The sequence below is a fragment of the Micromonospora sp. B11E3 genome (genome assembly GCF_039871625.1).
GTDB lineage: Bacteria > Actinomycetota > Actinomycetes > Mycobacteriales > Micromonosporaceae > Micromonospora.
The window spans coordinates 1-7,741 of record NZ_JBDPMC010000143.1 but is presented as its reverse complement, the minus strand read 5'-3'; the positions used below and the strand labels follow the sequence as shown (position 1 = coordinate 7,741).

Below are 7,741 nucleotides of genomic sequence, written 5' to 3'. Positions count from 1 at the left end.
CTCAAACTCCAAGTACCAAGCCCGCGGACCCAACGTAGACCGGCATAGCTACAAAGCCACCATCGCGATCGACATCATCACAAACCATTGCGAAACACCCGCCGGACCTTAACCGAGCGGCGTTGCGCCTAGTCCGGGCTCACCCGCAGGAGTCGGTGGCCCCCGAGGTGTTCTCATCTCAGCTGGTTTGACTTCGCTTCGATCGAGACATAGCCGGTATCCGACGCCGCCCTTGCGCGCTCCCTGGAGGGTGACTTCTGGAGGTTGTTAGTCGGTGGCCTTGGGGTGTCCGGTGCCGGCGTGCTTGATCCAGCAGGTGCGGGTGTCGTGGTCGACCAGGTACCAGATGCAGCCGCCGGCGGTGACCTCGTACTGCCACTGCGGCAGCGTCTTTCCGTTGTGCCCCGTGGTGGCGAGGGAGCCTTTGAGGGGGTGCTGGCGGCTGGTCGGCGGGGACGGGCAGGGGTTGGCCTCGATGGCGTCGAACGCGGCGCGCGTGTTGGCCGCGGCCTGGCGGCACAGTTCCTCCCAGCCCTTGGCCGCGTCGTTTGTGGCGAACCGCAGGGTGTAGCCGCCGGGGCGTGGTGGCGGCGCCGCCCGGTCGCCTCGCTTCGCGCTCACTCGCCGGCAGGGCGCGCCACCGGCCCGAAGTCGCCGGCGCTCGACGCGGCCAGGACCCGGTGCAGGTCGGGGTCCGCGTGGATCTCGGCGGTGTGCCGCCACTCGGTGAGCAACTGCGATACTGCTGCGGTGTTGCCCAGCGCCGCAGCCGCCTCCGCCGTGTCGACGAACTCGCTGGCCATCTGCTCGAGGTCTCCGGGCGGCAGGAATCGCACCCAGGGCAGCACGGTTGGCAGCGCCTCACGCACCAGGGCCGGGTCCCGGCGCACCACGCTGGCCAGCAGCCGGGCAGTCAGGTCCACCACCTCGCCCTCGGCTTCCGCCCGGTCGGCGGACATCAGTACCAGGTCGGCGGCGTCGCGGCGGCGCAGCCGCACCGCGCGAGCGCGGGCCAGCCGCTCGGTGGTTTCCGCCGGCTGGCGCAGCAGTTCCGAGAACGGCACGGACTCCAACGGCATCGACATGACATCAACACTACTTCAGAGGTGGGCGGAATTGCCAGGACATGGCGAAGGGGCCCACCCGCGGTGAGGGCCCTTGCTGCTGGTCAGGATGGCTCACCCACAGCGGCCGGTTGACCCGTGGCCCTCGCCGCAGTCACCCTTGGCTGCGCGCTCACGGCGGTGCTTTGGCCGGGACGATCTCCGCGAGCCCGTCGGGGCTGATGAACCGGGCGATCAGGGCCAGTGAGTCGGTCACCGCGTAGGCCATCAGCATGCCGGACCCGGCCGGTTGGACTGACCGCGCAACCAGCGACACGCTCTTGCCACCGGCCCGGAGGATTCCTCGCTGTCTGCCTCCCCGTTACGGTAGGAGACCGGCACGGCGGCATGCCGGCAATCCCCGAGGAGACAGCAACAAACATGGCCGTGGACCGGTGCCCGACGTGACCGATCGATACGCGCGGGTATCCGCGACGACGACCCATGACACACTCGCCATCCCGCTGAGCCTGTCGGAGCTGGAGCAGTATCTGGCCAGAGCCGCCGATCTGCTGCGCGGGAGCATCGACCAGGCGGACTTCAAGGCGTACATCTTCCCGCTGATGTTCTTCAAGCGAATCAGCGACGTCTACACCGAGGAGTACGAGCGGGCGCTGGCGGAGTCGGGCGACGACCACGAGTACGCGTCGTTCGCCGAGAACCACCGCTTCGGCATCCCCTCCGGCTGCCGGTGAGAGGACGTGCGCGCCCGCACCGAGAACGTCGGGCAGGCCCTGGTGACCGCCTTCCGCGCGATCGAGAAGGCCAACCCGGACGTGCTGTACGGCATTTTCGGGAGCGCTGCCTGGACGAACAAGGACAAGCTGCCGGACGCCAAGCTGCTCGATCTCATCGAGCACTTCTCCACCAGGACGTTGAGCAACGCGGTCGTCCCACCCGACGTGTTCGGGCAGGCGCTCGGCTACATCCGCGAGTACTACTGACGACCACTCACCCGGGTGCGGCGGCCTCGACGCCCGCCGCACCCGGGTGGCTGTCAGCGCGTGCGCTTGACCTCGCGGGTGAAGGAGACCCAGGCGGCGGGGGCGAAGGTGAGGGCGGGCCCCGCCGGGTCCTTGCTGTCGCGTACGGCGACGAGGCCGGGCAGGTTGTCGGCAACCTCGACGCACTCCCCGCCGTTGCCGCCGCTGCGGGTGCTCTTGCGCCACCGGGCGCCGGTCAGGTCAGCCATGATGAATCTCCCCAAGGATCTTGTTGATCACGTTTCTCGATTGTCCTTCATCGAAGGCGAGTCGCCCCAGGCTCGACCAGACCTTCTCGTATGCCGCGAACTCTGCCGGCCGGTCGAGGTACAGCGCCCCGGTCCACGACTCGCAGTAGACGACGGCGGGCTCGGGCGTGCTCCGGTTGCCCGGTGGAAATTCCAGCATCACGAACTCGCCGCCCACCGCTCCGAGATGCGGCCCGGCAGCCAGCGGCAGGATGTGGATGGAGACATTCGGCAGGTTGGTTACCTCCAGCAGGTGCCGAAGCTGCTCGGCCATCACGGACGCGTCGCCGACCGGGCGCAGGAGCACCGACTCGCAGAGCGTCACCCGCACGCGTGGCGCGCGGGGCAGCCGGCGGGTGAGCAGGGACTGCCGCTGCAACCGCAGGTCGACCGCCAACTGCCGGTCTTCCTCGCTCATCTCCGGCTGGTCGACTCGATAGATGCCGAGGGCGTACCTTCTCGTCTGAAGGAGGCCCGGCACCAACGTGTTCTTGTAGAACCGGAGTCGGGAAGCGGCTGACTCCAGGCCGACGTACAGCTCGAACCAGTCCGGGATGGCGTCGCCGTAGGCGTGCCACCAGCCTTTCGCCTTCGTCTCGCTCGCCAGCGCGGCCAGCGCGCCGGTCAACTCCGGGTTCGCGTCGTAGAGCTGGCACATCGCGCGGACGTCCACCGCCCGTACCGACCCGAGGCCGCTCTCGATCCGCCAGACCTTCTGCCTGCTGCACTCCAGCGACTCGGCCGCCGCGTCCAGCGTCACCCCCGCCTCGGTGCGCAACTGCCGCAGCGCCCGGCCGAGCTGCCGTCGCGGCACCGTCGAACCTATGTCCTCGGCCAACGATCACGCCTCCGTCCAATTTTGCAACATCCGGAATGCCTTCTCAGGAATGCCTAACCGTTGGGCATAAGCAAGTCAAGAATCGGGGCCGAAGAACGTTGCGTGATTGCCGATCCGGTCGCAATGATGGCCCTGGTGCGGCGATCTTCGGTTCCCCGGAGTCGGTCGCCGCGCCGTCCTCTCTCGCTGGCCTGGCCAGCGGGTCCGGGTTTGTCGTCACGACTTCGAAAAGGAGCGGTGTCCTCGTGCGCGCATTTTTCCGGCGGGCCGTGTCAATTGGCTGCCGTGTGGTTGGGTCATGGGAATCCCACGCGGAATCCGCTTGGCGGAGCCACGGAGAGCCGAATCATGCAACCCCGGGGGGCCGGCGACCGCGCGGAACCGCGTACCGGAGCAGCGCGACCGGCCCGCTGCGACCCTGGCAGGTCCGCGACCGGGTCTTCACCCCACGCGGCTGGCGCGGCGTGGACGCCGTCGAGGTACGGCAGTTCCTCGACCGGGTCGCCGACGACCTGGCCGCCCTCTACGGCGAGGTGGCCCGCACCCACGCGGAGGCCGACCGGATCAGGACGGCTCTGCGGAACTGGCAGACCGAGGCCGCCCGGCGCGAGCGGGCAGGTGCCCGGTGAGCGGACGTTTCGTGGCCCACCTGCCGTTCACCGCGGCCGACCTGCCCGCCGCACGCCACTTCGCCGGCACGCTGGCCCGCTCGGTGAGCTTCCTGTCCGAGGTGGACGCGGCCGAGGTCACCGTCAGCTTCGAGGACGAGCAGGGCGTACGGCACCGGGTCTTCTGCGACCTGCCGCTGTCCGACCACCGCCGCTGCGTGCGCCGGGTCGACCACGGCGGGCCCTGCTCGCCGAGGCCGCCGCGATGAGCGACGCGCTCGTATGCCCGGGGTGCGCCGGCACCGGCTGCCCGCGCTGCCGCTGGCGGGGCCGCCGCCGGGCGCAACTCCTGCTCACCGTCGCCAACCGGGACACCGGCGCGGTCGCCTCCCACCGGGTGACGCCCGCCGACCTCGATCCCCGCCCGGACCCGGCGGGTGGCGGGGTGGCCGACCTGACTCCCCGGGTACGCGACCTCGCGACCACCGTCGCCGCCGCGCTCGACCCCGACCCGCTGCTGGTACGCCTCCCGCCGGCCTGGCGGCCCGAGCTGCCCGCCGCCGACCGGCACGCCCTGGCGGCGGAGGCCCTCGCCGAGGCGGCCCGCCGCCCGTGGCGGCTCTGGCTGGCCGGGTCGGCCCTACCGTCCCCGGTGGACCCGGCCGCCCGGCTCGCCCAGCTCTGCGGCCTGGCCGATCTGCTCCTGCTCGACCTGGTCGTGGCGGTTCGCCGGCACGACGACCGAGAGCGCTGGACGGTCCGGTACGAGGTGCCCGGCCCGCCCGTCCCGGACGGCCCGGTGGACGGCAGCCCCGACCTGGCGACCGCGTTGACCCGCACCGACGTGCGGGCGGCCCTGGCCGGTCTCACCGACCGGGGGCTGACCGCCCCGGCCCGCCTGCTCGATCCTGACCTGCGGCTCTCCGGCAACGTGCCGGAGACGCCGCCGGCCCTCCGACCGTTTCCGCCGCAGACCGGGCCGGTGGGGCGGATCGAGCGGCGTGTCCTCGCCCAGCTGGTCGAGCCGACCGACGGCACCGACCGGCCCGGCGCCCAGGCGGTGTGGCGGGACGGCCGCTGGTGGTGCACGGGCCTGCGGTACGCCGCCCACGGGTCGCCCGGCCGGTCCGCGTTGTCGGTCGGCGGCCGTGTCCGGTCGCCGCTGCACCGGGTCGTCGAGCCGCCCGACCCGTCACGGTTCGGCGAACCGGTGCCCGGCCGTCCCTGCCCGGACTGCCGGTCGGAGAGCCCGACGCGGGTCTGCCGGTGCCTGGCCGGCGGCCGACCGGCCGACGACCGCGCCGGCTGCGGCACCGGGCCGGCCGATGACTGCGACCGCTGCGGTGGCACCGGGCGGCGGCGCTCGGCGCTGTGCTGCGCCACCTGCGGCGGCACCCGCCGGCTGCACCGGGCGCTGCTGGTCACCCTCACCGACCTCCGGCACCGGGTGGTCCACCTGGCCTGGCGGGCCGGCGCTCCAGAGGTCACCCGCGCGGTGGCCACCGCCCCGGGTGGTCGCTGCGTGGTCCAGCTTCCCGAGCGCTACCGGCTCGGGGCGTGGGCGCGCGTCTTCGGGGTACCGCCGGAGGACCTGGCGGAGGCGGACGGCGGCCACGCGATCCCGCGCGAGCTACGCGACGGGTACGTCACCCTGCCCTGGTCCGGGGCCGACCCGGTGGGGGAGTACGTGCGGCAGGCCGGCCGTGGGCTCCCCGCCGGTCGGCTCATCGTCACCGCCGCCCGCCCCGACGTGCCGCCGCTGGCCGAACTGGCCCGGCTCGTGGCCGGACTCGACCTGGCGCTGCACGTGAGCCTCGTCGACCTGCGGCAGTACGCCGGCCACCCGCTCGGGCCGGACGGCCGCTACTGGTCCGTCGAGGTACGGATGCGCGACGCCCCGGTGCACCCGGACGACCTGCCCACCCGGCCCAGCCTCGCGGCGGCGCTCGACGACTGCCTGACCCACCTGGCCGACGACCTGGTCGGGCTGGTCCCGACCGACCCGGACGAGCCGCTGCCGGCGCCCCGCTCACCGGCCCGCGAACCGGTCGCCGACCCGGTGCCCACGCTGCTCCGGCTCGCCGCCGAGCACCCCGGCCGGGCGGTGACTCTGCGCATCACCCGCACGGGGCACACAACCCACCGTCACGACAACTCCTCGGCAGCCTCCAGCCCTGCCGATTGATTGGACTTGGTGTCAACCGGTCACGTCGTTTCGACGGCGGACGAGATGGGCTACCGCGAGCACCCGGGGACGGCGGCCGCTTCGCATCGTGAAGTTCAGGCCATGCCGGAAGATTTCCGGAATCCAGTACTGGCCATCCTCTGCCAGCACTACTCCGTTGGCTTCCAGCAGTTCTGCGTCCCGGGTGCTCAGCCCAACGGTGTCGAGTTCAAACGGTAGCGAACGATATGCGGGCTCCAGGGAACGGAGCCGACGTAGAAGGCCGGCGACAGGCTCGTTCTCTTCGCTGATAGCCGCGATCTTCTGCTGACTGCACTTGGGTAGGGCGTTGCGCATCGCCAGGGGAGTCAGGACGCGGTCCGCCCAGCGGTCCCCACCGCCGATGGAGCCCTCTGCGGCAGCCGCCAGGAACGAGACGATGTCTCGGGCCTGGATCTGTTGGTTGAAGTCTGACAAAGCGGCGAAGAACCAGACCTCCGAGCGGGCTTCCCGTGACTTGGTCGTGCCCATCTTTTCACCCCAGACTGCGAACATCTGCTGGGAGAGAACTTCCCGGGTAGCTGTCCGTACCTCTTCGTCTGGAAGGCGAAGCGCCCCGCCGCGCTGACAGACCCAAGCGGTCAGGCGTAGCGCTTCTTCCTGATTCCACCTCAGTGCGTACTTTTCGTAGCGTCGTTCGAACTGGCCGACATTGTGTCCGATTGCGCGGACCAGGTCGCGTCGCGCGAAAGCGACCAACCCAAGCGGGCGACCTCGTAGCGTGCGCAGCCACTCCGGACAGTCGACCAGCAGAGCCCGTAGGGCAAGCTGTTCTTGCTTGTCGTTGACGAAGTTTCGGAAAAGGTTTTCCAGGCCATCGAGTACGAATACCGCTGAGTGGTGACCTGCGAAATCGGTTAGCGCTTCCTCGGCCGTTTCTTCCGTGACGTCCAAACCGAGCGAGAGGCCGAAGCAAGCCAGCCAGAGCCGACGCCACTGACGGGGACTGCGCTCTTGGTGGAGGGCGTCCCCCACCAACTCGCGAATGGCCAGGAACGGGGCGGGCGCCCCCCCGGTCAGCCGCCGAGCGGCTGCCGTCCGGTAGTCATCGATCATCCCTTCCACCTCACGTTCGAGGGTGGTAGAGGCGAGTACCGCGACGGTGGGTGCTTCGAGCGGCGAGCCCCCGACGTCAGCGGCTTCGGCGAACGACGCCCAGGTGGGCCGGGTGCAGAGCTGAAGATAGGTGAAGGTCTTCCCCGCGCCCTTGCTGCCGATCACCACCTCCACCGGTAGCTCTGTCCGGTGCGCTCGGGCAAGACTGCGCAACGCTTCAGTGGGCAAAAAGTCGTGGTGCCCCGATCTTTCGGCATATGCCAAGCTCCCCGCGACTTCGGCCAGCCGTGCCCGGACTGAGTCAGGCGTCATCCCGGTGAGAGCCGGAAGTGCGCCCGACGCGTTGCCGTTCGTGAAGGGAAGGGCATCCACCAGCTCGCCCATCAAGTCGGCCAAACCGGAGCGGGCGGTGAGTCGAACAACGTCGGCCCAGTTTCCCGGAAGGTTCAAAAGATTTGGGTCGAACCGACTGGAGATCACTGGTATCGCTACGTCCGCGTCAACCTGGTCACCCTCCGCTTCGACTCGACGGGAGACTTCCAGGGCCTCGCTTCGTAGCTCAGCCTTGATCCACCGACGCGGTTGGCGGCGGTCACCGGTTGATCATTTCGATGTCGGGGTGAGTCGGCGGGTGTGTGGGAGCCGCCGATCGTTGGTCGGCTTGCTCCAGTCGTGTTTGTG

9 protein-coding genes and 1 pseudogene are annotated in these 7,741 nt (G+C 70.3%); 5 read left to right on the top strand and 5 right to left on the bottom strand.

The genetic code is table 11. The annotated features are described in order from the left end of the window. Positions 1-267 precede the first annotated feature (267 nt). Both ABGB16_RS32675 and ABGB16_RS32670 read right to left on the bottom strand, forming a co-directional pair. Positions 268-621 carry a hypothetical protein gene (locus ABGB16_RS32675; RefSeq protein ID WP_347671926.1) on the bottom strand — a complete coding sequence of 118 codons (354 nt, stop codon included), beginning with the start codon at positions 619-621 and terminating at the stop codon, positions 268-270. After that, positions 618-1,085, bottom strand: a complete 468-nt coding sequence (locus ABGB16_RS32670) for a hypothetical protein (protein ID WP_347671925.1) — start codon at positions 1,083-1,085, stop codon at positions 618-620. The genes ABGB16_RS32675 and ABGB16_RS32670 overlap by 4 nt, the downstream gene beginning before the upstream one ends. Positions 1,086-1,507: 422 nt before the next feature. Between ABGB16_RS32670 and ABGB16_RS32665 the strand changes: the two genes are divergently transcribed. Together ABGB16_RS32665 and ABGB16_RS32660 are read left to right on the top strand one after the other, a co-directional pair. Beyond that, complete coding sequence (locus ABGB16_RS32665) at positions 1,508-1,798, top strand: type I restriction-modification system subunit M N-terminal domain-containing protein (RefSeq protein ID WP_347671924.1); 291 nt, start codon at positions 1,508-1,510, stop codon at positions 1,796-1,798. A 6-nt stretch (positions 1,799-1,804) separates the two neighbouring features. Continuing rightward, on the top strand, positions 1,805-2,047 hold the full coding sequence (locus ABGB16_RS32660) for a hypothetical protein (RefSeq protein ID WP_347671923.1): 243 nt from the start codon (positions 1,805-1,807) through the stop codon (positions 2,045-2,047). A gap of 53 nt (positions 2,048-2,100) precedes the next feature. Here ABGB16_RS32660 and ABGB16_RS32655 read toward each other — a convergent pair whose 3' ends face one another. Both ABGB16_RS32655 and ABGB16_RS32650 read right to left on the bottom strand, forming a co-directional pair. Beyond that, a complete protein-coding gene (locus ABGB16_RS32655; protein ID WP_347671922.1) occupies positions 2,101-2,295 on the bottom strand; it encodes a DUF397 domain-containing protein in 195 nt (64 codons plus the stop codon). Beyond that, on the bottom strand, positions 2,288-3,148 hold the full coding sequence (locus ABGB16_RS32650; RefSeq protein ID WP_347671921.1) for a helix-turn-helix transcriptional regulator: 861 nt from the start codon (positions 3,146-3,148) through the stop codon (positions 2,288-2,290). The genes ABGB16_RS32655 and ABGB16_RS32650 overlap by 8 nt, the downstream gene beginning before the upstream one ends. A gap of 404 nt (positions 3,149-3,552) precedes the next feature. On the opposite strand from ABGB16_RS32650, the pseudogene ABGB16_RS32645 reads away from it, so the two are divergent. The 3 genes and pseudogenes from ABGB16_RS32645 to ABGB16_RS32635 form a co-directional block, all read left to right on the top strand. Continuing rightward, positions 3,553-3,801, top strand: a pseudogene (locus ABGB16_RS32645) (DivIVA domain-containing protein); the annotation flags it as partial. Then, positions 3,798-4,049, top strand: a complete 252-nt coding sequence (locus ABGB16_RS32640; protein ID WP_347671920.1) for a hypothetical protein — start codon at positions 3,798-3,800, stop codon at positions 4,047-4,049. The pseudogene ABGB16_RS32645 and the gene ABGB16_RS32640, both read left to right, overlap by 4 nt. Next, on the top strand, positions 4,046-5,965 hold the full coding sequence (locus tag ABGB16_RS32635) for a hypothetical protein (protein ID WP_347671919.1): 1,920 nt from the start codon (positions 4,046-4,048) through the stop codon (positions 5,963-5,965). Before ABGB16_RS32640 ends, ABGB16_RS32635 begins: the two co-directional genes overlap by 4 nt. A 12-nt stretch (positions 5,966-5,977) precedes the next feature. Here ABGB16_RS32635 and ABGB16_RS32630 read toward each other — a convergent pair whose 3' ends face one another. Continuing rightward, positions 5,978-7,444, bottom strand: a complete 1,467-nt coding sequence (locus tag ABGB16_RS32630; RefSeq protein ID WP_347671918.1) for a hypothetical protein — start codon at positions 7,442-7,444, stop codon at positions 5,978-5,980. Positions 7,445-7,741: the final 297 nt, after the last annotated feature.